The organism is Aurantibrevibacter litoralis, from assembly GCF_034651555.1.
GTDB lineage: Bacteria > Bacteroidota > Bacteroidia > Flavobacteriales > Flavobacteriaceae > Aurantibrevibacter > Aurantibrevibacter litoralis.
In genome coordinates, this window is the sequence record NZ_JAYEEQ010000016.1 from 34,573 (window position 1) to 57,610 (window position 23,038).

Below are 23,038 nucleotides of genomic sequence, written 5' to 3' on the forward strand. Positions count from 1 at the left end.
CAGAGTACGCAAAAGGCTTTTACTAATTTCTTTATGCTTAATTTTATTAGAATCCTGCAATCCTAAAAACAAAAATAAGGAAGAGCTTACCAGCAATACGGAAAATAAAACTGTACAAGGTGACGCAAGAAAAATGGGGCAAATAGTATTAGATAAATGCATTGCTGCACACGGTAACTTTGACACATGGAATAGGTTTAAGGGTTTGGAGTATATATTAAACGATAATGGCAAAGAAGTCTATCAAATCACGAACTTAAAGAATAGGAAAACGTATATAAAATCTAAGGATTACGAAGTAGGATTTGACGGGAATGTAGCTTGGGCTAAACCCGATGCGACAAAAGTTTCCGGACAGTCAGCCGCTTTTTATTATAATCTTGATTTTTATTTCATTGGAATTCCATACTTACTAAAAGACCCGGGTGTTCATGTAGACTATAAAGGTTCAGTCCTTATAGGTGATAGAACTTATGAATCCTTAAAAATAACATTTGGAGCAGATGTGGGCTTCACTCCAAATGATGTCTATTTTGCCTATTTGGATTCAAATTCGTATCAATTACAAATCCTGACCTACTCTATTTCTTATTTTTCAGGCAATTCATCAACAGTAAACACCGCAAAAGTGTACTCGGATTGGATTAACGTTCAAGGAATTCGTATGCCCGGAAAAATGGAAAATTTTGTGTGGGAAAATGGAAAACTTGGCGCTAGTAAAAATCATATTAGGTATTTAAAAGACATCAAATTTTTAGAGGAAATAAAGGATCCGTCCATTTTTGATGTTGCAGAGGGTGCTATTATTGAAAAAATTTCAAAGTAGAATATCAATTTCAAAAAATTGCAATTGGTTTGAGACGTCTAAAAGAGCACATCAAAAAACAAGGGTAAAAATTTAAAAAAATATAATGAACAGTATACTTAAATTTGTTTTCCTCATCGTAGCATTAATTCTATTTTATGCCTGTTCCAATTCTAAATCGTTGTTTGAAGAAGACCAATCGGAATGGTTTATTTCTGGCGAGGCCACATGGGGCTTAGAAAATGGAGAACTTGTGGGCAGCATCACAAATGGTACAGGTTTCATTATGACGAATACCCAATTTGAGGATTTCGTTTTATCTATGGATTTTAAACCAGACAGCAGTATCAATTCCGGTGTTTTTATTCGATGTCAACATAAAGAAATATCCTCGTCAACATGTTATGAGATTAATATTTGGGATTTAAATCCCAATCAAGACTATCGAACAGGTGGTGTCGTTTCAATAGCCAAACCTTTAAATTATGTAGAAACAATTAATACTTGGAACACTTTTAGAATTAAAATGGTAAAGCAACATTTACAAGTTTGGATAAATGATGTTTTAACCACTGATATACACGATAAGGCCTTGAGAAGGGGGTACATTGGTTTACAAGCCCAAGATGATGGTTTTATTAAATTTAGAAAAATTAGAATTAAAGAATACAGAGAATTTTGAACTATTTTGTTATATGAGCGCTACAAAAAAATAGTTCAAAAAATACCTGCAAAATGCTTCCCTATATATTGCGTATTATAAATTCTCGTTTTAATGTAAATGACCATTTTACCTAGGTTGCGTACTTTAGAATAATGAAAATATACATCAAAAAAAATCCTTTTAGCTATGAGAGTCTTATTTTACTTTTTACTTTGTTTCACCTTTCTTGGTTGCCGTAAAACCTACAAAGAGCCCCTTATATCCCTCGATCAATACCGGATTGAAAAAGGTTTTACACTTGATATTATAGCTTCAGAACCTTTGTTAGATGCGCCGGTGGCTATAGATTTTGACGAGGAAGGTAGAATTTGGGTTGTTGAATTGACAGGGTATATGACGGATTTACAAGGTTCGGGAGAAGATACACCTACTGGGAGCATCAAAATATTGGAGGATTTAGACAACGACGGAACAATGGATCATGCAAAAGTTTTTCTAGATAGTTTGTTAATGCCAAGAGCACTTGCACTTGTTTATGGGGGGTTGTTATATGCAGAGCCACCCAATCTTTGGTTTGTAGAAATTAAAGACGATAAACCAATAAATCCTGTTTTAGTTGATTCTATATATGCAGCTCCGGGTAATCCTGAGCATCAACCCAATGGCCTACTTTTAAATATCGACAATTGGATTTACAATGCGAAATCACATTTTCGATACCGCCGAATACAGGGCCAATGGCAAAAAGAACCTACAAGTTTTAGAGGACAATGGGGAATAACACATGATGATTTTGGTAGACTTTATTATAATGATAATTCAAGACAACTTTTAGGGGATTATGTGTTACCAAATAGAGTAATACGCAACAAATTTCATGTGCCAAAAAATGGTATTAACCACATACTAACTGACGACCAGCGTGTTTATCCGGCGCATGCTACTGCCGTTAATAGAGGCTATGCAAATGGAGTATTAAATCAAGATAGCCTACTTATTCATACAACTGCAGCATGTGGCCCTTTAATTTATCGCGGAGGCTTGTTTGGATCGCAGTATGATCAAAACGCTTTTGTATGTATCCCCGAAGGGAATCTAATTAAGAGGAATCTGCTTACATTTTATGGAGATCATGTAGTAGCCAAACAGGCTTGGGAGCAAAAAGAATTTTTAACTTCATTGGATGAGGGCTTTCGTCCTGTTAATCTTTCAAATGGCCCTGATGGCGCCATGTATATTGTTGATATGCATAGGGGATTAATTGCGCATCACGCTTATATGAGTCCCTATTTAAAGAAAAAATATAAGGATATGCAATTGGATACCCTAGTTAATTATGGTCGAATTTTAAAAGTGTCTCCTTCAAACAATACAAAAAAAGATTGGCCAAACTTGAAGCAAATACCTGCCAATCACTTGGTACACTTATTAAAGGATCGTAATGGTTGGATTAGAGACCATGCACAGCATCAACTAATTTTACAAGATGTTCAGGCAGCCATTCCGGAATTAAATAGTATTGTTTCTAATGGGACGAATCCATTGGCTCAAATTCACGCTTTGTACACTTTGGAGGGGCTCAATGGCCTGTCTTTGGAAACGCTTCTCACCGCTGCTCAAAATAGCAGTCCCGACGTTACAGCCCATGCTTTAGTTTTATTAGAAAGCTTTGTAAACAAGATAAATGAAACCAAAGTGCTACGGTTATTCCAAAATTTACTAGCAAAAGAGGAGTTGACAATCGACCTTTATCTAAGCGCAACGATAGGTGTTTGGATACCGACCAACGAAAAGGAATTTCTTCCTATATTACTTCAATTAACCCGTCGTTACAGCAATCATCCCCTTTTTCAAGATGCCTTATTGAGTGGTATCTCGGATCTCTCTGATGCGCTTTTGCATGATCTTTTGGTAGATCATGATGCTCTTGGCGTTAATTTTCAAAATGAATTACGAACTATTTTAGAAAACAGGAGTCATAATACTCGCAATCCTATATTTACAGAAAAAAGTATTAACCAAGATAATAGAACAAATGGAGCGTTATTATATCAACAGATTTGTGCTTCCTGTCATGGTTTCGATGGAGAAGGAATTGATGGAATGGCACCTCCTTTAATGAAATCGGAATATTTGTCTGATCATGAAGAAAGATTGGGACTTATTATTCTTCACGGTTTAAAAGGACCCATCCATGTAAAAGGTAAACTTTATAACTTAAATCACGTCATGCCCGGTTTAAATAATAATGAACATTTGACAGATAAAGATATTTCAGACATCATAGCTTATATCACGAATGCCTTCTCTGATACACCAAAAATGCTAACACCAGAAACTATTAAAAGACTGCGAAACGTAAAACCTGCATCAGCAGAGGAATATACCATTGAAGAATTGGAAAAATCTCTAAAAAGTTTAAACTCCGCAGAGTAATTTTATTTTGTTTAAAAGTAAAATGCATTCCAATAGCACATCAATTCTATACACCTATTGCCAATTTTTAAGGTACCGTCTTTTTACGTACTCTAGCCATTTATTGCTGCGCTTGCAGTACATACTATGCTCTCTGACATGCAGTATTTCTATTCACAGGATCATTAGGTTTGGTAAACCCATATTAATACGTATTTTTTTTACTTTTATGATGCATCTATCGGCTTGCCTAAGGTGGCCAGAATACCCCCATCTACGTACAAAATATGGCCATTTACAAAATCACTTGCTTTAGACGAAAGGAAAATAGCGGCTCCGGCAAGATCATCAGGATTACCCCATTTTCCCGCAGGCGTTCTACTTAAGATAAAATCGTTAAAAGGATGACCTACAGTCCTTAAAGGTGCAGTTTGTGATGTCGCAAAATAACCAGGTCCTATGCCGTTGACCTGAATATTGTATTTCGCCCATTCCGTAGCCATACTCTTCGTTAACATTTTAAGACCTCCTTTTGCGGCGCTATAGGCTCCCACGCTATCACGACCCACCTCAGACATCATAGAACATATGTTTATGATTTTTCCACTTTTTTGCGCAATCATCTTCTTTACTACATGTTTAGAAACAATAAAAGGGCTTACCAAATCTACTTCTAGCACTTGCTTAAAATCCTCAACCGGCATATCCTCTAATAGTGTACGCTTAATAATGCCTGCATTATTGACCAAAATATCTACAGTGCCTACTTCCGATTCTATTTGGGTTATACTTTTAATGACTTGACTTTCATCGGTAACATCAAAACGATAGCCCACAGCATGTATACCCTGAGATTTATAAATCTCAAGCGCCTCGGTTATGCGCTGCTGGGCAGAATTTCCATTTACCACAATTGTCGCCCCAGCCTTTCCTAACCCCATAGCTATTGACATCCCAAGACCGTGGGTGCTTCCTGTGACTAGTGCAACTTTACCTGTTAAATTGAACAATGAAATACTCATAACTATCTTAAGGTATTTATTGTTACAATATCCATATCATTGTAATCTAAATTCTCGCCGGCCATACCCCATATAAAGGTGTAGTTGGATGTGCCGCAACCACTGTGAATAGACCAAGATGGAGAGATTACAGCCTCATGATTTTGCACCCATATATGTCGTGTTTCATCGGGTTGACCCATAAAGTGGCAAACAGACTGCCCCTCCGGAACATCCAGATAAAAATAAACCTCCATCCTTCGATCATGCACATGTGCGGGCATTGTATTCCAAACATTTCCTTCCTTTAATTCTGTAATTCCCATCTGTAACTGACACGTAGTAACAATATCTCCAATAATCAATTGCCTCACCGTTCTTTTGTTCGCCGTGATCTGGTTACCTAAATCTAACAAACTTCCGTTAGACACACTAATTTTTTTGGTAACATGACTAACATGTGCAGGTGTTGAATTTAAATAATAGTTAGCTGGTGCTTTTGCGCTATCGCTCTTAAAAATAACATTCTTAGAACCACGGGCAATATAAAGCGCATCTTTACGATCCATATCAAATATTTCACCATCCACTTCAATAGTTCCCTTACCGCCGATATTAATTATTCCCATTTCCCTGCGTTCAAGAAAATAGTCCGATTTTAGCGGATCTATACTTTCTAGTCGCAATGGTTTTAGTGGAACTGCGGAACCCACAATAAATCTGTCATAATGGGTATAGATAAAATGTATTTTGTTTTCCGCCATCAAGGAATTTATGAGAAACTCCTTTCTTAAACTTTTGGCGTCATGCTTCTTAATAGCCTTAGGACTAGAACTATGGCGCACTTCATACGATGTGATCATTTAGTATTACTTTCGTTTATTATAATTTTATTTCAATTGCTTTAATTGGCATTTTCCTACTTTAAAAACATACAATTAGGTAAAAGAAAATAGTCGCTTTACAAAAAATAATTCGATACCTTTTAATTATTGAACGGCTTTCTTTTTACAAAAAATAAAGTGTGCTAAAATAGTTCGTTCAATATGCTAAGACATTCAAGTCGTTGCGCGCATGATTATGTGCCTGAAAATATGATGTGCCTAAAACAATTAAAATGTGAAAAATGTTTTTTCTTAGGCATGAATTTTAAATATACAAAAAGTTTTTAACAAGACCTGAATATAATAGATCCCAAAAAAACCTACCCCATCTTCATTTATTCCAGCCAATTTTCATCTTTATATTTTTGAATAAATTTTTGATCAAGTTCACCGGAATCCTTATACGTTTTCCGAAGTTCGGTAAGTTCTGTTTTTAATTGCTGTACCACTTCGGCATACGCAGGATCGTGATATACATTGTTCATTTCGTTAGGATCTGCTTTTCTGTCATAAAGTTCCCACTCGTCTACATCGTAATAAAAATGAATAAGCTTATAGTCCTTATTTACAATGGCATAGTGCCGCTTAACCATGTGTACTGCCGGGTATTCATAATAATGATAATACACACTGTTCCGTGTCCAGCTTTCTTTGTGTCCTTTTAGTAAAGGCACCAAACTTTCGCCTTGCATATCATCTGGAGCTGCAATGCCGGCGGCTTCCAACAAGGTTTGGGCAAAGTCTAGATTCTGTACCATTTCATCTTCCGTGGTTCCGGGTTGTATTACATGTGGCCAACGGATTAGTAAAGGTGTCTTGAATGATTCGTTGTACGCAAACCGTTTGTCGAACCAACCGTGTTCACCCAAGTAAAACCCTTGATCCGAGGTATACACCACAATGGTATTATCTGCGAGTGCGCTATCATCCAGATAATCCAGCACGCGACCAACATTTTCATCTACTGAGGCTATGGTGCCCAAATAGTCTTGCATATACCGTTGGTATTTCCATTTCATTTTTTCGGTATCCGTCATCGTAGGCCAATGCGTTTTAAAATACGCACCGATTGAATCGATCACAGGATCGTATTTGGCTTTTTGTTCTGCATTGGCACGACCATAAGGCCCGTAGAAGCTATTCTCAAATTCCGCAATCTCAGGTGTAACACCTTCCTTGGCTGTCACAATTTCGGGCCGCACCTTGCTATCGTGGCTATACATCATATGCTTTAAGAGATTCATCTCGGCCGTTTTGGCAGCGGTTCCCCTATTTTCATAGGTATCAAACAAGGTTTCAGGCTCCGGAAAAGTCATTTTGGAAAATTCTTTAAATTTTTCCGGACTCGGCCACCATGGCCTATGGGGTGCCTTATGCAAATACATCAACATAAAGGGTTTTTGCGTATCGCGCTCATGCTGTAACCAATTTAGCGTAAGATCGGTGATAATATCTGTAACATAACCGGTTATGTTTATGGTGTCTCCATTTTTTTTGATAAAATCCGGGTTAATGTAGTAGCCCTGACCGGGTAAAATGATGGACTCGTCTACGCCTTTAGGATTATTTCCAAAATGCAATTTCCCAAAAATGGCCGTCTGATACCCTGCCTTTTGAAACAACTGCGGAAACGTGGTCTGGGTCGTATCAAACGGACTCCGATTGTCAATTTTTCCATTGAGGTGAGAAAACTTTCCGGTAAGTATGGTGGCTCTAGAAGGGGCACAAATGGAATTAGTGACCGATGCATTTGTAAACCGCATGCCCTCCTTAGCAATACGATCTATTTGAGGTGTCTTTAGTAATTTATCACTATACGCACTTAAAGCTTGGTACGCATGGTCATCGGACATAATAAACAAAATATTAGGTCTTTCTTTGGTAGTTGGGGCTGGTTCATGATCTTTACAGGAGACAGCGACGAGTACCGTTAGTACTAGTAGGAATCTCATTAATCTCCCACCTGTAATGGGCAATACATTTTGTTTTGACATCATTTCTTTCTTATGGTTTATATGGTTCACCGGCGCCTTAACTGTACAGCACCCGCAGTATATAGTAATCTCATGCGTTTAAAATTACAGTTTATTTTTAACTTTTACCCAGGAGAAGCACAATGCCGTTTCTACGTGTAATGCGTTTTACTTTTTATGTAACCTTCTCACAGCGATTCTCTAATTCGTAAATCTGGACATGCCTTTTGTAGTCTGAATCTAAAGATTGGGTAGAACAACGCAATATCAATGATGGGTTCTTGAATTTGGACGGGGGATCCTGAAACATTAATTACCGACAAAAGACCGCATTTATCGATGAAATACCAATTTTAACATTTTTTGATCATCTAAATCGGTAGTATGGCCGTACATAATGTAAATCAAAAATATCTGTATATTATGAAAAAAATTTCATTAAGTATTTTGGCTATTGCACTTTTAGCCTCCTGTGTTTCCAAGAAAAAATACGTACAATTAGAACAGGAAAAGGGTGAAATTCAAAGCCAACTCACCAAAACTGCCGTTGAAAAAGAAGAATTAGAGGCAAAATTTACAGCCATTCAACAGCGCGTAGATGAGTATAACCGAAAGATAAATTCGCTTACGCAAGAAAATGATGCTAAATTAGTAAGTGTCGACGGTATAGTACTGATCTCAGAAAACACAAAAAGAACAATGCGCGAGACCCTTAAAAAGATAGATCCCGCTACATTAGGCGAAGCAAACACCTTAAAGGACTCTATGAATTTAGCTGTTTCGTATAATCTTCAAAAATCATTAGACAATTCAAATTTTAATGAAGATGAAGATATTGCCATTAATATTGACGAAACAGTGGTTATGATTTCTATTTCGGATAAGTTGCTTTTTAATACAGCCAGCTATGGCATCAACAAAAAAGCTGATGATATCTTGGGAAAAATTGCATCGGTGATCAATTCAGAACCAAGTATTGAAGTGATGGTAGAAGGCCATACCGATCCGAGAACTATTAATACCGAAAAGATTACGGATAACTGGGATTTAAGTGTGTTGCGAGCTACATCAGTAGTGCGTAAACTCCAAAATGATTTTAATGTAGCTCCAGAAAAACTCATTGCATCCGGACGCAGCAGTTATCAACCGATTGTTGCTAATGATACCAAAGAGAATATGGCTAAAAATAGAAGAACACGCATTGTGATTTTACCAAATATCGATAAATTCTTTGCGCTCATGGCTTCGAACGAATAAAACTATCCTTATTGAATTTGCTTTAAAAAGCGGTACCCTATTGGTGTATCGCTTTTTTTTATGGCATCGCTATTCCGAGTATCACATTTCGGTCTCGGCTATGAGTAGTTGCGTGGTTTAGCGATTATCCGCCTCGGGCGGAACGCATCGAACTGAAAAACCTCGCGGATTTTCAGAAGTAGGCGAGAACCTGTCTGCCGACAGGCAGACAAGCAATTTCGTATTGCCATTGTTGGCATTAGTTATTTATTCTTTCTTGTACTTCTTTAAATGTCAGTCCGTCTTTATTTACCCATTCTGAAAACCCATTGGAGTTTCGTCCTAAAATCATATTTGAAGCGGCACTTGGACTATTAAATACAGCATCTTCAGCGAAGATTAACTTATCTCCATCTTCAATCATAATTTTCGTTTCTAGTAATTTTCTTCGCATGTTTCTGTACGTCTCAGTGCATGAATTTGAGAGCGATTTCTTTGCTTCACTTCCTTTTGCAACAATGTATCCTTGGTCAGTTTCAGTCATTGTTGCTTTGAAAGTTTTCGTCTTGATGAAATAAGTTTCGTGAATTTCGGACTTAGATTCAGGTAATGGAAAGTCTTTCGGTGTTACAGTCGATGAAATCAAAAAATTAAATCCCATTACAGGAAGGATGAGCTTTATTTGTTCCAAAAAATACTCCATGTCAGAAATGTCGGCTTCATGAAGAGTTGGTAAACTCGGGGAATTTCCATTGTCAATTTGGGCGGTCTTAGCTTCCAAAGCAAGTTGTACTAATCTCGACTCTAAATATCTGATTTGCGTCTTTGTCAGTAGTTCGTCTTTACTCACAAAAAAAATGAGTTCTTTAAAGTCTTTGTTAGGGTCACTTAAGTGTTGCTTTAATCTTGCTTTTATATTTTCTGCTTCCCCGATATATATTTTCTCGTCAAACGCTTCGTCCGTTGGGTCGCCCTTCAAGCAATAAATACCTGGGTTTTCAAATTCTGGTCTGTGCATGATTTTATTGACTGAAGCTCTTGGACTGTAAATAGCCTTACCAACCCAATTTCCAATTTCGCTGAGTCTTGGTCCGTAAGCAGTTCCGTCAATCATGTAAACTGTTAGTTTCTTTCCCATAATCTATCCGATTGTATAATTTCCTTTGTTGCTTTTGTATTCATCATTGTGTAGGCTACATTTGCATTGTATAATACCTTCTTTTTTAACTTCAATCCAGAATCTACCATCGACACCGCCATCTTTTCCAGACTTAAAAATCTCAACTTTTATGTTTTGTTCTTTTGCAATAACAGATGCTGCTAAAATTTCAAATTCTCTGTCATTTAATTTTGAGAAGTCATAGTCCGTTATCTTAATTAGTTTGATCCAAATTTACGGAATAATAATTCTCAATTTTTAGGACGGCTTTTTTGCATTTGCCGCAACGTAAAAATTTGTTACCTAAAAAACAGTTAACCAAAATTAGCCTTATTTTGAGCTGCAATTATGCTTTAAATAGTGTATATTTAGCATTGTAAAGTACTCCAAACAGGCTACTACAGGTACGCTAACCAAAACCATTATGGATACTATGGCTAAAGTGAAAGCAATTCAAAAAAAGACACAGATAAAAGTGTCTCATTATGCATTGCCACACTGCAGTACCAAATTTGGTTACCGTAACCAAATCTCAGCAAACAACGACCATTAACTTTGCTCTAATACCGAAGCACCATGATACCCACTTTTACATTTCTAAAAAAAAATAAGGTTACGCAAGATAATAGCGAAATTTTTGTGCCATCTCGAAGAGATTTTATAAAAATTGGCTCCTTGGCAGGCGGCGGTCTTCTTTTGGGGGTAAACTTCCAATGCACAAGTGACGTTAAACAAGTCACCTTTGCGCCCAATGTCTACCTTAGTGTCAGCAGCGACAATAGGGTTACCATTATAGCTCATCGTTCCGAAATGGGTCAAGGCATTCGCACTTCTTTGCCTATGATTGTTGCGGATGAAATGGGAGCCGACTGGAGCAAGGTGCAGGTTGTACAAGCCGATGGAGACGAAGAAACCTACGGCAACCAAAACACTGATGGTTCTTTTTCTGTACGAATGTTTTATGAACCTATGCGTAAGGCAGGAGCAACGGCCCGATATTTGCTCCTCCAGGCTGCCGCGCAAGAGTGGGGCGTTTCACCATCTTCTTGTACTGCTGAAAATGGTAAAATTACCCATGCCGATAGTGGCAAAACACTCTCTTTTGGTGCCCTTGCCACTGCCGCACAACAATTGCCCCTACCCGATCCCGAAAGCGTAACCCTTAAAGATTTTTCTTCTTACAAATTAATAGGCAAAGATGTCCCCATAATTGATTTAGCCGATATCGTAACCGGAAAAGCTGTTTTTGGTGCCGATGTGCAACTTCCCGGAATGAAAATTGCAGTTATACAGCGAACTCCCATAGTAGGTGCTACGCTAGCATCCTACGACGATACTGCTGCGCTTGCGATTCCTGGTGTCGAAAAAATTATGAAGATCAATGGTTCCGGGAATCCGCCTGGTCTTAACAAACCTCTTGAAGGTTTGGCAGTGATCGCTACCAATACGTGGGCCGCTATAAAAGGACGTGAAGCTCTTAAAATCGTTTGGGAAAAAGGTGCTAATGCGTCGTATGACTCCGCAGTACAAATGGAAACTATGAAAAAAAGCACCCTATCGGACGGACAGGAAAGACGTGTACGCGGCAATTTTACCGCTGCCAAAAAATCAGCTTCCAAAGTGCTCGATCGAACCTATGAAGTGCCTTTTTACGCCCATGCAACAATTGAACCCCCGGCAGCCATTGCCGAATATAAAAATGGTAAAATGGAACTATGGGCACCAACACAACATCCGCAGTGGGCTCGTGGTTCTGTCGCAGAGGCTTGCGGCTTAGATGTAGCCGATGTAACGATACACGTTACGCTACTAGGTGGTGGCTTCGGCAGAAAATCGAAACCCGATTATGTGGTAGAGGCGGCGTTACTCGCCAAAGAAGCCGGCGTACCTATACGGGTGCAGTGGACACGGGAAGATGATTTGCATCATGATTTTTACCATGCGCACAGTGCGCAGCGTATTGTAGCTACTCTGGATGCAAAAAAACAACTTACCGGTTGGAACCATCATACGGTTTTTCCTTCCATTGGTGCAACCTCTAGTGCCGAAGAACGGCAGCCCTCGGATGGGGAATTAGGTTTGGGCTGTATTGATTTTCCTTATGAAGTACCTCATATACGAATAGAAACTCACGAATCTACTGCGCATACCCGGATTGGTTGGATGCGCTCGGTAAGTAACATACACCACGCCTTTGCCATTTGTAGCATGATGGACGAAATTGCCGAAGCAAGGGGCGTAGACCCCGTTGCACATGCACTCGAATTATTGGCAGATGATGCAAAGCTGGACTTTGCCGGAGAACTAAAAGGCAGTTTTGAAAATTATGGTGAACCTTTAGACGATTTCCCCTGGGAAACTAAAAGACTTAAAGAGGTGATACGTCGCGTAGCCAAGGAGGCCAACTGGGGTGCTCCTTTGCCCTCAGGAAGTGCTATGGGATTTGCAGTACACAAAAGTTTCCTAACCTATGTAGCCTGCATTGTTACGATAACGAAAGACAGCAATGGCAAAATAACCATTCCTGAAGTACACTATGCGGTAGATTGTGGAATCGCTGTAAATACAGATCGGGTAAGGTCGCAGTTTGAGGGTGGAGCCATTTTCGGCACCAGTATTGCCAACACCTCGGCCATAACACTAAAGTCCGGAGAAGTGGCACAACACAACTTCGACGGTTACCTATTGGCTCGCATGTCTGAGTCACCCAAAAATGTTCATGTGCATTTGGTTGAAAACGGCAAAAAGCCCACCGGCGTTGGGGAGCCTCCTGTACCTCCCTTAGCACCTGCTTTGGCTAATGCCTATTATAAACTTACCGGAAAACGGGTGTATACGCTTCCCTTTTCGTTAGAATAGGCTATTAGCAAATACATAAAACTGACTATTTCCTGGAGTCAGTCTCACTTAAAATAGGCTAGCATCCTTTGCTATTGCATTAAAAATTAGGGTGTCCATTACTTTCTACTACGGCTCGTCAAATTAGTAAATGGATATTGGTAAAGTGATGAGACTCACATCAAACTGCTATTCTCTTGGTTTATGTGATGTTTTACAAACTATCTTTTTGAACAAAATCAGTTTCCAGTGCTTTAGATAATCCGGAGTTCACGGTGATGTCCGGTCTGGATTTCGTTAGTTCCTGAACCCCTAAATCACTTATTTTGGTATTCCACAGATAAATCCTTTTTAAAACTGGCATTGCGGCTAGCCCGGTGATACTTTTGTCCGAAACTGAAGTGGCATATAATTTTATCGATTTTAGCTTTGCCAGCTGTTGGATGTAAGCCATGTGCGTATCATCAATACCCGTACGATCTAGTTCTAAACGCTCCAGATTTGTGCAAAGTGCTACCAGCTCCATTTCCTTGGTGCCAAGCGGAAGTCCGCTTAGATCCAATTCCACAATGTTTTGGGATATTTTTTGTAAAGACAAAACCAAATTCTCATCGTAGTTCGGTGGCATATATACAGATACCGATAACGCATTAGAGCCACCAGCGATACGTTTTAGGGTAATATAATCGGAAGTCAACGCATGCAGCGTGCTGTCCGCCACCTTGGGTAAAAAGTCCCAGTTGGGGGTTGCCTCACGATTCAACCGCATTTTAATAAGGGATGCCAGCGGTTCGCTTTCCTCCAGATGACTTAGCCGCATTGTATCCGAAGCACCCAATGCAATCCAGCGTTCTAAGATTTGTATTTCTGTAGCATTCAAGGGCTTCTTACCTTCCGGAGGCATATGCTCCTCATCCTCTGTAGGTAAGTTAAGGCGGCGAATGAGTTCACTATCTTCCGGCTGTCCTGCCACAAACACAACACCGGATGAACCTCCCTTTTTTAGGTGTTCAAAACGCGTCATCAGTAATTCTCCTTTCTTTTTATTGGGATTATGACAGCTCACACAATTTTTTTCTAGTACTCCCGCCACGATATTTTCATAAATAAGAGGATTGTCCGGTAATATCTCCGTATCCGATTTTCTCGGGAATGCCAAAAAATCGGCTCCATGTGTAAGCATTCCGCCATAATGTCCCGTAAAAACTATAAGGACAATGATGGTTATTTGGATTCCTTTTAGCACTATGCTTTTTATGCCGGCTTGTTCATGAAGCAGGTACCATACTCCTACCAAAAACGCAAGAGATGCTCCCAGCCATTGGTGCCAAAAGAGGATATCTGCTTTCGGTCCTTGTGCCGTTCCAAGAAAAAATCCGGTTACGGCAGTAAGCAGCGCGATAATGGTGGTCAAGGCCAAAACATGATGGTTAATCTGCTTTCCTATAAGGCCCATCACACCTAAAACCAATAAGATCACGATAGGGAAATGAAGTAATACCGGATGCCAATGCCCCAGCCACACGACCATATCGGGTAGTTCTAAAAAGGATTCAAATACCAAACAGAACACTAAAAAAACACTTAATCCTAAAATAATGAGATTCGCCCAAGTGTTATAGGTTGCCTTTCTCATGGGTTATATTAAAATGTCCTTTACCACGTTTCCGGCTACATCGGTGAGTCTAAACCGGCGCCCTTGGTATTTATAGGTCAATTTTTCGTGATCTAAGCCAAGACTGTACATCATGGTGGCATGAAAATCATTTACATGCACCGGATTTTCAATAATATTATACCCAAATTCATCCGTTTGTCCGTATGAAATTCCGGGTTTCACGCCTCCGCCCGCCATCCAAATACTAAATGCTCTAGGGTGGTGATCTCTGCCATAATTACTAGGATCGAACTTTCCTTGACAATAATTGGTTCTTCCAAACTCTCCTCCCCAAATAACCAAGGTATCTTCTAGCATACCTCGTTGTTTTAAATCCAAAATCAACGCCGCCGAGGCTTGGTCTACATCTTTGGCTTGCCCGGCCATTTCATTGGGTAAATTTCCGTGTTGGTCCCAACCTTGGTGGTACAACTGTATAAAGCGTACTCCATTTTCTGCCAATCTTCGGGCTTGTAAGCAATTGGCGGCATACGTTCCCGGTACCTGAGCATCTTCTCCGTATAATTTTATAATCGATTCCGGTTCTTTTTTAATATCCATTACATCGGGTACGGACATTTGCATTCGATACGCCATTTCGTATTGGGCGATACGGGACTCTATTTCGTCATCTCCTGTTTCTACATGATGCATTTTATTGAGTGATGCTACATGATCTAACAAATGGCGTTTGTCTGATCGGGAAAGGCCATCAGGATCATTTAAATACAACACCGGATCCTTTCCCGAGCGCAACAATACCCCTTGGTGCTTAGAATCTAAAAATCCGCTGGACCATAATTTAGAATACAGTCCCTGACTGTTTCCTTTTCCTCTTGAGGTTAACACCACAAAAGACGGTAAGTTCTGATTTTCGCTCCCTAACCCATAGCTCATCCATGAGCCCATACTTGGTCTTCCGGATTGCTGATTGCCGGTTTGGAAAAATGTAATGGCAGGATCGTGGTTAATGGCTTCCGTGTGGATGCTTTTTACAATACAAATATCATCTACAATCTTGGCAATATGCGGAAAATAATTGCTAACCCACGCTCCGCTTTTTCCGTATTGCTTAAAACCGGCAGCCGAGGGCATCAATGGAAATTTATCCTGACCGGAGGTCATCCCGGTAAGGCGCTGTCCATTTCGTATGGAATCTGGTAAGTCTTCCCCCATTCGTTTTAACAAGGTGGGCTTATAATCAAAAGATTCTAATTGTGAAGGTGCTCCTGATTGAAAAAGATAAATAATCCTTTTCGCTTTTGGTGCAAAATGGGGTATTCCCAAGGGTTGTTCGGTTAAGAGTCGTGTAGGGTTCTTAAAGAGATCGGGGATTAGTAACGACCCTAAGGCCAGCGACCCAATACCCACACTTAACTGCGAAAAAAAATGCCTTCGATTTACTTTTAATGGGTTTTCCGGATTTGTTTTGTCTGTTTGCATAGTGCTATTCTTTGGTAATGGTCTCATCCAGATTATAAATAACCTGAGCCGTAAGCATTAAAGCGGCGGTTTTCGATGGATCTGTTCTAGGCAGCTGGTAAGCACCTTGCGCTATCAACTTCTCCGCATTTTCCGGGTTATTCAAAAATGTTTGCAAGGCATCTTGATAATAACCTTCTAAAACCTCGAGTTCTTCCTTTTTTGGATTTCTGATCATTATTTTTTGAAAAGCGTAGCGTACTACGTCGTTTTCATTTTTATTTTCTAACAGGATATACTGTGCCAGCACTCGAGCAGCCTCCAACATTTGCACATCGTTTTGCAATGCCAAAGCCTGTAATGGCGTGTTGGTTTTCTGTCGGCGCACTTCGCAAATATCCCGATTGGGTGCATCAAAAAGAGTCATTGTTGGCGGGGGAAGGGTGCGCTTCCAAATGGTGTACAGCGAACGTCGGTACAACTTGTCTCCTTCGTCTTGAACATAGCTGGTTAAAACGCCTCTATTGCCTCCGGCATTGGTTTCTTCCCACAAGCCTTCCGGTTGGTAAGGCGATACACTTTCGCCTCCTATGGTTTGGTTAAGCAAACCACTCGTAGCCAATACATAATCGCGTATCATTTCACCACTCATCCGAAAGCGGGATGCACGGGTATAGAAATTGTTTTCAGGATCGGCCAATTTAATTTCTTCTGTAGCTATAGAACTTTGCTGATAGGTGGCCGAACTCATGATTTTTCGCAAAAGGTACTGAATGTCCCAATCGTGTTCCATAAAGTCCTTCGAAAGCCAATCTAACAACTCCGGATGCGTAGGCAGACTACCCTGTACCCCAAAATCTTCGGCAGTTTCTACCAGCCCTTTCCCAAAAAGCATGGCCCAAGTTCTGTTTACAAAAACCCGAGCCGTAAGCGGATTATCGGTACTGCTAACCCATTGCGCCAAACCTAACCGGTTTTTAGGGTAGGATTCCGGAAACGGCAAAATGGCTTCGGGTGTAGCTGGTACTACCTCCTCTCCCAACGCATCGTATTGGCCACGATCGAAGATAAAAGTAGGGCGTGGCATGGCCTCATCCATTACCATAACTTTAACGTCCTTTCCCTTGGGTTTGTTAATAAAAGAGAGTACATCGGCAGTTTCCTTATCTGTAATGGTGATAAAGGGTGCATCGGCAAAATACTTTTGATTCGCAGCTTGTACCGCATCCATCTGAAGCCCTTTTTCATTTACGTTATTAAAAAATGCATACATTTCAAAATAGTCGCGTTGCGAAAAAGCATCGTATTTATGATCGTGGCATTTGGCACATTCTAACGTGATACCTAAAATGCCTTTCCCCAAGGTATTGGTTCTATCGGTAACATAATACGATTGGTACTCTTCTTGTATTACCCCGCCTTCTTGAGTAATGGGATGGTTTCTGTTGAAACCCGTAGCCAGCACCTGTTCTAGGGTAGCGTTGGGAAGTAAATCGCCCGCCAATTGAAGGGTAATAAATTCATCATAAGGCATATTCCTATTAAACGCATGGATAACCCAGTCCCGCCAGGGCCACATTGTCCGATAACTATCATCCTGATAGCCATGAGAATCGGCATACCGAGCCACATCGAGCCACACTTGCGCCATACGCTCTCCGTATTGCGGCATGGCAAGGAACTCATTGATCACTTGCGCAATATCTAATGTATCTCCTATAGGCGTCAAAAACTTTTGTATCTGTTCCGCTGTTGGCGGTAGGCCTGTTAGGTCTAAACTTAGGCGCCGCAGTAGTGTCTCTTTAGATGCTTTTTTTGAGGGTACAAGTCCGTTAGCTTCCATCTTTGCTAAAATAAAGGCATCAATTTCATTTTGTTCCCATGCCGACGACGTATTGTTCGGCAGTGCTCCTTTTTTAGGTGGAATGTAGGCCCAGTGCCTGTCAAATTTAGCACCTTGGTCGATCCACTTCGCCAATAGTCTTTTTTCGTGAAGCGTAAGGGTTAGATTAGATTCCGGAGGCGGCATTCGTTGTTCGGGATCGTCTGCCATAATATGTTGGTACAATAGACTTTGTGCGGTCTTTCCAGGTACAATGGCAAATTTCCCGGGACTTTCAGGCAATTCGGATAAGGCTGCCGCCTCCAAATCTAAACGCAAGCCAGCCTTGCGCTTGTTGGCATCCGGACCATGACAGGTATAACAATTATCTGATAAAATGGGCTTAATATGAAAATTGTAATCGACAACGTCGGGCAGTTTTACTGTGGTATATTCCGCGGAGGTTGATTGAAACATACCCACATGTATTGCATATAGCAATGTTAGTGCGCTCGTTAATATAATACCTAGTACGATGCCCTGCTTCATCTACATAAAAAATTTAAAGCCAATGCTAAGGCTTTGTTTGTGTTTGTTACAATGTCCATCCTTTTTAAATGTCTACTAGGTGTTTTGCTTTTGAATCGGCTTACACTTACTAAAGTGCCTTGTAACCCTTTGCCTAGATTCTGTTTTACGTTTTAAACCCGTTCTAATTTTATAGGTGGGGTGTTGTGCGCATTCCACTGGCATACGTACAAATTTTTATCATTATCTACAAAAACATCGTGCCCGTGATTAAAAATCGGTGTTTCTAGATGGTGCATTTTCTGCAATTCGCCATTGATGTATTGTGGTGCTTCCCCACCCGGATTGGATACTACCTTGTTGTTGCCGTCTAAAATGGTGACAAAACCGGTATCTCTCACCCATTTTTCCCCTGAACGTGTTTCGGACCAACAAACCCCTGCATAAATATTGTCATCATCCAGTACGGGTCTACACACAAAAGCACCGGGTAAAGCTACCGTTTTGAGGTATTTTCCATCGAGCGTAAAAAACTTAAATGCATTTTCTGTTCGCGATGTAACAACCAAAACCGCTGCTTTTTTATCGCGGTAATCTACTGCAATGCCGTGGGCATTGTCCAAATTATAATTTTTATCGGCATTATTTTTTCCGCCCCACTTGCGTATAAATTCACCTTTGTGGTTAAACTGCAAAATATAGTCGGAACCATAACCATCGGCCACGTAAATATCCCCATTAGGGCCTATGGCAGTCTCCGTGGGTCTGTAGGGCTGTTCCGAAGTATATACGCCTATAGTTTGGGGATGTGGTAGGGGAAAAATAAGGCGGCCGTCTATAGTGGTCTTTAAAACTTGACCCGCTTGTGCCTGACCTTTACCAAATCTATCCGTAAAATAACCACAATCGACAATAAACAGGACATCTTCGCCTCCTTCATTTTGCAAGGTAAGTCCATGCCCCCCGGGATAGCCGGTACCCCAATGATCTAACAATGTACCCGACTTGTCGAAAATCAAGATGTTGTTCGCTGTGTGATCCCCAATCATTAAAAGCCGACCTTTGCTGTCCATTTGCATTTCGTGGCAATTTAGAATAGGGTTAAAGTTGGGGCTTATTTTTGCCCAATTTCGGTTTACCTTATAGGTATAGTCTCCGTGACCAATGATGGTATCATCCATTGTCGTGCTTTTTTTTAAAATATGAAACCCGAAAGACGGTAAGGACATTAGGGCTGTGGCAGTTAATGCCGTCTTCTCTATGAACCCCCTTCTAGTTATGTTGCCTTTTTTATTCATTGTAATTTTAAGAATTCATCCTATAAATTGCCTTTTTTGGGGCTTTTTAAACTTCGAAATAGCAGGTTATCTTATGTGGTACATCTGGACAACCAAAACTTGAAATGCAATACACATTAAAAATCCAGCCGTTCTGGAGCTTTTTTTTTATCAAATACCAACATGCTCATAGCATGCGCCATCAACATACTCCACATATATCAAAACTAAAAGATACAATTATATTTTATAAGACCATAGAAAAATATACCAACCCAATCATGCCGTATCTTTATGTTACCCTTTCACCCCTGCGTGTCCCATAGCCATACATCGCAACAATTAAAAAACATAATAATGGTAAAACAAACGAAAAATTTACTTCAGGAACCCCAAGAATTAGGGTGTCCGAATATCCGCTACCTCCAATGTCCAAAATAGATCCTTGTAAAATGGGCATAAAAGCACCGCCAACGATGGCCATAACCAAAAACGCCGAAGCCGCCTTGGCATCGTCACCCAAGTTATAAAGGGCAATACCATATATGGTGGGGAACATGGCCGACATGCATAAAGAAACAAATACCAAACTATACAGTCCACCCATGCCGTGTATAAAAATGGTACCTAAACAAAAAACCATAGCTGCCAAAGCCAAAAACAGTAATAATTTTCCGGGTTGAATGAATTTTAATAAATAGGCACATAAAAATCGACCTAACAGAAAAATAATTAAAGCCAAATACGCATAATTCACCGCAGTAGTATTGGAGATACCCAAATTTTCGGCATACTGATAGATATACGTCCAACACATAATCTGAGCACCTACATAACACATTTGTGCTATGACGCCACCCACAAACGATTTCTTTTTAAAAATACGTACAATGGAATCCCACAAGGTACCCTGATCTTTATTTTCTACCTTCTTTTCGGGCATCTTTACGAGCAAAAAAACACCTAAAATGACTAGTACTACCAACCCCAATGCTACGTACGGATTGCGGATAATGCCTAAATCTGAGGTTTTTACTGCTGCTTTGGCGGTATCTGTTAAGGTTTCGTAAATACTGTTTCCTTGGGCATCTACATCATCAGACTGTAATGCGGCCAGAATAAAAGTTTGGGCTACGAATAAACCCGATAACGCACCAAGGGGATTAAAAGCCTGCGCTAAATTAAGGCGCTGCGTCGCTGTTTCCTTTGGTCCCATATCCAAAATAAAGGGATTGGCAGTGGTTTCCAAAAATGCCAGACCAAAAGTGAGAATGTATAATGCCAGTAAAAAGAAAAAATAATTTTCCTTGGCCGCGGCCGGATAAAACAATAAGGCACCGACCGCGTATAGGAGTAACCCGACGATAATGCCCGTTTTATAAGAATATTTCTTGGCCACATAGGCCGCAGGGAGTGCCATCGTAAAATACCCCCCATAAAACGCTGCTTGTACCCAAGATGCCTGCGTATTGGACAATTCCAGAATTTTTTTGAAAGCCGATACCATGGGATTGGTTATATCATTTGCAAATCCCCATAAAGCAAATAATGAGGTAACCAATATAAAAGGAATCAAGAATTTCTTGGGAATAATGGGTGGTTTTTCCATGTAAAAGCTGGGATTGCGTATATTGATATGATTATGAAATTGCTCTATCTAAATGCGTATAACCACCATCTACAAAAAGGAGCTGTCCGGTGGTATGACTCGACCTTTCCGATAACAAAAATGCCACTGTATCTCCAATTTCCGCTGCGGTGGTCATTCTTTTTCCTAAAGGAATTTTTGTTGTGATCGATTTTAGTTTTGCCTCAGGATTCGGAAATGTCTTTATCCATTTCTCATACAATGGTGTGTAGCATTCTGCAACAATAACTGCATTTACACGTATTTCGTAGGGCAACAATTCTGTAGCCCACTCCCGCGTTAATGCGTTTCTTCCACCATTTGCTGCTGTGTACCCACTGGTGCCTCCCTGTCCCGTAAAGGAAGTTTTAGAACCGATGTTCACAATGGCTCCCTTACATTTTTTTAGTTCCGGTAAAACCAATTGCGCCATAAGGTAATAATGCGTTAGGTTTCTGTTGATAGATCGGAGAAAATCGGCATAGGTTCCATTTTCTAGACCAACCCCATCATTAATGCCCGCATTATTTACCAAACCTTCTATGCAGCCAAATTTTTCAAGTACTTGAAGCACCGCATTTTTACATTGCTCTTGATCGGTAAGCTCTGCTATAACATAATCCGATGTTCCTCCAGACTGCTTTATATGAGCTACTGCTTGCTTCATACTTTCCTCATCTCTGCCTACAATCACCGGAATGGCACCTTCTTGAGCCAAAATAGTACTAATACCCAAGCCGATCCCTTTGGATCCGCCTGTAACAATAATGACCTTGTTTTTTAAAAATAAATCCATGACCGTTGCCCTTCTACCTCGGTATTATTACAATAAAACGCTATTCTGTATAAGCCCTAACTCTTTGCTTGGATGTTCCTAACCCTTCTATGCCCAACTCCACTACATCGCCCGGTTTCAAATATTTGGGTGGATTAAAACCCAGACCCACCCCAAACGGAGTTCCTGTAGAGATAATATCGCCGGGTAAAAGCGTCATAAACTCGCTAATATAACTTACAACTTTCTGCACATTAAAAATAAAATCGGAGGTACTGCTATTCTGCACGGTTTCGCCGTTGAGCTTTAGCCATAAATTTAGGTTGTTAGGATCCTTAATTTCTTCCTTTGTAGCAATAAAAGGTCCAACAGGAGCAAAGGTATCGCAACTTTTACCCTTTACCCATTGTCCGCCACGTTCTAACTGAAAAGCACGTTCGCTGTAATCGTTATGCAATACATAGCCCGCCACATAGTCTAAGGCTTCCTCTTCTGAAACATAGGATGCTTTCTTTTCAATAACAACTGCCAATTCTACTTCCCAATCCGTTTTTTTGCTGTTCTTTGGAATAACGAGATCGTCGTTTGGACCCACCAAAGCCGAAGTTGCCTTAAAGAACAAAATAGGCTCGGACGGGATGGCCATACCGCTTTCTGCCGCATGTTGGGCATAATTAAGGCCCACACAAACAATTTTAGAAGGCTTTACCAATGGTACGCCAAGACGTATTTCTGAACCAATTACAGGGCAGGTTGCTCTGTTTTCTGCAACCCATTTTTGTAATCGTTCTAAACCATTAGAACCAAAAAAATCTTCGGTAAAATCTGTACCAAAGCCGGAAACATCTATCCGGGTATCGTCTTCTAGTTGTACGCCCGGTTGTTCCTCTCCCGGTGCTCCAAATCGTATCAATTTCATGTATTTCTTTTTATGCGATTAGTATTGATTTTATTT

General features: G+C 40.2%; 17 protein-coding genes. 5 read left to right on the forward strand and 12 right to left on the reverse strand.

Annotation, left to right across the window (positions count from 1 at the left end):
- The first annotated feature begins 133 nt into the window (after window positions 1–133).
- The 3 genes from U1E44_RS12755 to U1E44_RS12765 all read left to right on the forward strand — a co-directional run bounded on the left by U1E44_RS12755 (window position 134) and on the right by U1E44_RS12765 (window position 3,905).
- Window positions 134–826 (forward strand): DUF6503 family protein, encoded by a 693-nt coding sequence (locus U1E44_RS12755; protein ID WP_322931481.1) that lies wholly within the window; start codon window positions 134–136, stop codon window positions 824–826.
- Window positions 827–911: 85 nt separating this feature from the next.
- Entirely contained in the window at window positions 912–1,487 is a 576-nt protein-coding gene (locus U1E44_RS12760; RefSeq protein ID WP_322931482.1) for a 3-keto-disaccharide hydrolase, read from the forward strand.
- A 168-nt stretch (window positions 1,488–1,655) separates the two neighbouring features.
- Window positions 1,656–3,905, forward strand: a complete 2,250-nt coding sequence (locus U1E44_RS12765) for a DUF7133 domain-containing protein (RefSeq protein ID WP_463669040.1) — start codon at window positions 1,656–1,658, stop codon at window positions 3,903–3,905.
- A 206-nt stretch (window positions 3,906–4,111) separates the two neighbouring features.
- Here U1E44_RS12765 and U1E44_RS12770 read toward each other — a convergent pair whose 3' ends face one another.
- From U1E44_RS12770 to U1E44_RS12780, 3 genes are all read right to left on the reverse strand, one after another.
- Window positions 4,112–4,906 (reverse strand): gluconate 5-dehydrogenase, encoded by a 795-nt coding sequence (locus tag U1E44_RS12770; RefSeq protein WP_322931484.1) that lies wholly within the window; start codon window positions 4,904–4,906, stop codon window positions 4,112–4,114.
- A gap of 2 nt (window positions 4,907–4,908) precedes the next feature.
- The gene (gene kduI / locus U1E44_RS12775; protein ID WP_322931485.1) at window positions 4,909–5,748 is read right to left on the reverse strand and encodes a 5-dehydro-4-deoxy-D-glucuronate isomerase; all 840 of its coding nucleotides are present in this window, start codon (window positions 5,746–5,748) and stop codon (window positions 4,909–4,911) included.
- Between the two features lie 356 nt (window positions 5,749–6,104).
- Entirely contained in the window at window positions 6,105–7,721 is a 1,617-nt protein-coding gene (locus tag U1E44_RS12780; protein ID WP_322931486.1) for a sulfatase family protein, read from the reverse strand.
- 444 nt (window positions 7,722–8,165) lie between these two features.
- Here U1E44_RS12780 and U1E44_RS12785 point away from each other — a divergent pair, with 444 nt between their 5' ends.
- Window positions 8,166–8,999 (forward strand): OmpA/MotB family protein, encoded by an 834-nt coding sequence (locus U1E44_RS12785; RefSeq protein ID WP_322931487.1) that lies wholly within the window; start codon window positions 8,166–8,168, stop codon window positions 8,997–8,999.
- Between the two features lie 238 nt (window positions 9,000–9,237).
- Here U1E44_RS12785 and U1E44_RS12790 read toward each other — a convergent pair whose 3' ends face one another.
- Window positions 9,238–10,116: a GIY-YIG nuclease family protein gene (locus tag U1E44_RS12790; protein WP_322931488.1), complete on the reverse strand. Its 879-nt coding sequence runs from the start codon at window positions 10,114–10,116 to the stop codon at window positions 9,238–9,240.
- A 3-nt stretch (window positions 10,117–10,119) separates the two neighbouring features.
- Window positions 10,120–10,371, reverse strand: coding sequence for a restriction endonuclease (locus U1E44_RS16850; RefSeq protein WP_416242059.1), 252 nt, complete (start codon window positions 10,369–10,371; stop codon window positions 10,120–10,122).
- A gap of 342 nt (window positions 10,372–10,713) precedes the next feature.
- On the opposite strand from U1E44_RS16850, the gene U1E44_RS12795 reads away from it, so the two are divergent.
- Window positions 10,714–12,996: a xanthine dehydrogenase family protein molybdopterin-binding subunit gene (locus U1E44_RS12795; protein WP_322931489.1), complete on the forward strand. Its 2,283-nt coding sequence runs from the start codon at window positions 10,714–10,716 to the stop codon at window positions 12,994–12,996.
- 193 nt (window positions 12,997–13,189) lie between these two features.
- Here the strand turns inward: U1E44_RS12795 and U1E44_RS12800 are convergent, their stop codons facing one another.
- The 7 genes from U1E44_RS12800 to U1E44_RS12830 form a co-directional block, all read right to left on the reverse strand.
- Window positions 13,190–14,611, reverse strand: coding sequence for a c-type cytochrome domain-containing protein (locus tag U1E44_RS12800; protein ID WP_322931490.1), 1,422 nt, complete (start codon window positions 14,609–14,611; stop codon window positions 13,190–13,192).
- Between the two features lie 3 nt (window positions 14,612–14,614).
- A complete protein-coding gene (locus U1E44_RS12805; RefSeq protein ID WP_322931491.1) occupies window positions 14,615–16,075 on the reverse strand; it encodes a DUF1501 domain-containing protein in 1,461 nt (486 codons plus the stop codon).
- Window positions 16,076–16,079: 4 nt separating this feature from the next.
- Window positions 16,080–18,425, reverse strand: coding sequence for a PSD1 and planctomycete cytochrome C domain-containing protein (locus U1E44_RS12810; RefSeq protein ID WP_322931492.1), 2,346 nt, complete (start codon window positions 18,423–18,425; stop codon window positions 16,080–16,082).
- 152 nt (window positions 18,426–18,577) lie between these two features.
- Window positions 18,578–19,702: an NHL repeat-containing protein gene (locus U1E44_RS12815; protein ID WP_322931493.1), complete on the reverse strand. Its 1,125-nt coding sequence runs from the start codon at window positions 19,700–19,702 to the stop codon at window positions 18,578–18,580.
- Between the two features lie 271 nt (window positions 19,703–19,973).
- Window positions 19,974–21,290, reverse strand: coding sequence for an L-fucose:H+ symporter permease (gene fucP / locus U1E44_RS12820; RefSeq protein ID WP_322931494.1), 1,317 nt, complete (start codon window positions 21,288–21,290; stop codon window positions 19,974–19,976).
- Between the two features lie 31 nt (window positions 21,291–21,321).
- Window positions 21,322–22,104, reverse strand: coding sequence for an L-fucose dehydrogenase (locus U1E44_RS12825; RefSeq protein ID WP_322931495.1), 783 nt, complete (start codon window positions 22,102–22,104; stop codon window positions 21,322–21,324).
- A 40-nt stretch (window positions 22,105–22,144) separates the two neighbouring features.
- Window positions 22,145–23,002 carry a fumarylacetoacetate hydrolase family protein gene (locus tag U1E44_RS12830; RefSeq protein WP_322931496.1) on the reverse strand — a complete coding sequence of 286 codons (858 nt, stop codon included), beginning with the start codon at window positions 23,000–23,002 and terminating at the stop codon, window positions 22,145–22,147.
- Between the last annotated feature and the right edge of the window lie 36 nt (window positions 23,003–23,038).

Coding starts and splice junctions, on each gene's coding strand:
- U1E44_RS12790 (WP_322931488.1), bottom strand. CDS start 10,116: ATGGGAAAGAAACTAACAGTTTACATGATTGACGGAACTGCTTACGGA.
- U1E44_RS12800 (WP_322931490.1), bottom strand. CDS start 14,611: ATGAGAAAGGCAACCTATAACACTTGGGCGAATCTCATTATTTTAGGA.
- U1E44_RS12770 (WP_322931484.1), bottom strand. CDS start 4,906: ATGAGTATTTCATTGTTCAATTTAACAGGTAAAGTTGCACTAGTCACA.
- U1E44_RS12755 (WP_322931481.1), top strand. CDS start 134: ATGGGGCAAATAGTATTAGATAAATGCATTGCTGCACACGGTAACTTT.
- U1E44_RS12830 (WP_322931496.1), bottom strand. CDS start 23,002: ATGAAATTGATACGATTTGGAGCACCGGGAGAGGAACAACCGGGCGTA.
- U1E44_RS12805 (WP_322931491.1), bottom strand. CDS start 16,075: ATGCAAACAGACAAAACAAATCCGGAAAACCCATTAAAAGTAAATCGA.
- kduI (WP_322931485.1), bottom strand. CDS start 5,748: ATGATCACATCGTATGAAGTGCGCCATAGTTCTAGTCCTAAGGCTATT.
- U1E44_RS12760 (WP_322931482.1), top strand. CDS start 912: ATGAACAGTATACTTAAATTTGTTTTCCTCATCGTAGCATTAATTCTA.
- U1E44_RS12825 (WP_322931495.1), bottom strand. CDS start 22,104: ATGGATTTATTTTTAAAAAACAAGGTCATTATTGTTACAGGCGGATCC.
- U1E44_RS12815 (WP_322931493.1), bottom strand. CDS start 19,702: ATGAATAAAAAAGGCAACATAACTAGAAGGGGGTTCATAGAGAAGACG.
- U1E44_RS12810 (WP_322931492.1), bottom strand. CDS start 18,425: ATGAAGCAGGGCATCGTACTAGGTATTATATTAACGAGCGCACTAACA.
- U1E44_RS12765 (WP_463669040.1), top strand. CDS start 1,656: ATGAGAGTCTTATTTTACTTTTTACTTTGTTTCACCTTTCTTGGTTGC.
- U1E44_RS12785 (WP_322931487.1), top strand. CDS start 8,166: ATGAAAAAAATTTCATTAAGTATTTTGGCTATTGCACTTTTAGCCTCC.
- U1E44_RS12780 (WP_322931486.1), bottom strand. CDS start 7,721: ATGAGATTCCTACTAGTACTAACGGTACTCGTCGCTGTCTCCTGTAAA.
- U1E44_RS12795 (WP_322931489.1), top strand. CDS start 10,714: ATGATACCCACTTTTACATTTCTAAAAAAAAATAAGGTTACGCAAGAT.
- fucP (WP_322931494.1), bottom strand. CDS start 21,290: ATGGAAAAACCACCCATTATTCCCAAGAAATTCTTGATTCCTTTTATA.